Genomic DNA, 1,457 nt, shown 5'->3' on the forward strand with positions numbered 1-1,457 from the left:
GTTGGGAGTCGAAGATACCAGGTGGCTGCGACTGTTTATTAAAAACACAGCACTCTGCAAACACGAAAGTGGACGTATAGGGTGTGACGCCTGCCCGGTGCCGGAAGGTTAATTGATGGGGTTAGCGCAAGCGAAGCTCTTGATCGAAGCCCCGGTAAACGGCGGCCGTAACTATAACGGTCCTAAGGTAGCGAAATTCCTTGTCGGGTAAGTTCCGACCTGCACGAATGGCGTAACGATGGCCACACTGTCTCCACCCGAGACTCAGTGAAATTGAAATAGCTGTTAAGATGCAGTTTACCCGCGGCTAGACGGAAAGACCCCGTGAACCTTTACTATAGCTTCACAGTGGACTTTGACATTACTTGTGTAGGATAGCTGGGAGGCTTTGAAGCGTGGACGCCAGTCTGCGTGGAGCCACTCTTGAAATACCAGCCTGGTACTGTTGAGGTTCTAACTCTGGACCGTAATCCGGTTCGAGGACATTGTGTGGTGGGTAGTTTGACTGGGGCGGTCTCCTCCCAAAGAGTAACGGAGGAGCACGAAGGTACCCTCAGCATGGTCGGAAATCATGCATTGAGCGCAAGAGTAGAAGGGTGCTTGACTGCGACACTGACACGTGGAGCAGGTACGAAAGTAGGTTCTAGTGATCCGGTGGTTCTGTATGGAAGGGCCATCGCTCAACGGATAAAAGGTACTCCGGGGATAACAGGCTGATACCGCCCAAGAGTTCACATCGACGGCGGTGTTTGGCACCTCGATGTCGGCTCATCACATCCTGGGGCTGAAGCCGGTCCCAAGGGTATGGCTGTTCGCCATTTAAAGTGGTACGCGAGCTGGGTTTAGAACGTCGTGAGACAGTTCGGTCCCTATCTGCCGTGGGCGTTTGAGATTTGAGAAGAGTTGCTCCTAGTACGAGAGGACCGGAGTGAACGAACCTCTGGTGTTCCGGTTGTCACGCCAGTGGCATTGCCGGGTAGCTACGTTCGGACGGGATAACCGCTGAAAGCATCTAAGCGGGAAGCCCCCTTCAAGATGAGATCTCACTGGGACCTTGAGTCCCCTAAAGGGCCGTTTAAGACTAAGACGTTGATAGGCGGGGTGTGTAAGCGCTGCGAGGCGTTGAGCTAACCCGTACTAATTGCCCGTGAGGCTTGACCATATAACGCCCAAGGCGTTTGGTTGCCTGCTGCGACTGAAAAGCGCGCGCAGGCGAAAAGCACGAGAGAGAAAGATTGACGCATTGGCGACAGGCTTGTGCTGCAGACAGACATACTCGAATTAAGCGACGTAGTGATGTGAACGCATCATTACCAGAATCCATATTGTACAAGTTTTGCTTGGCGACAATAGAGCTGTGGAACCACCTGATCCCATCCCGAACTCAGTAGTGAAACGCGGTATCGCCGATGGTAGTGTGGGGTCTCCCCATGTGAGAGTAGGTCATCGCCAAGCAT

2 rRNA genes are annotated in these 1,457 nt (G+C 53.1%); both read left to right on the forward strand.

Going from position 1 to position 1,457, the window contains the following annotated elements:
• Nucleotides 1-1,162: ribosomal RNA gene (locus MRS74_RS23490) — 23S ribosomal RNA — on the forward strand; the annotation flags it as partial.
• Between the two features lie 177 nt (nucleotides 1,163-1,339).
• Nucleotides 1,340-1,455 (forward strand): 5S ribosomal RNA (rrf, locus tag MRS74_RS23495).
• The last annotated feature ends 2 nt before the right edge of the window (nucleotides 1,456-1,457 follow it).

Source organism: Marinobacterium sedimentorum, assembly GCF_024267675.1.
Taxonomy (GTDB): domain Bacteria; phylum Pseudomonadota; class Gammaproteobacteria; order Pseudomonadales; family Balneatricaceae; genus Marinobacterium_A; species Marinobacterium_A sedimentorum.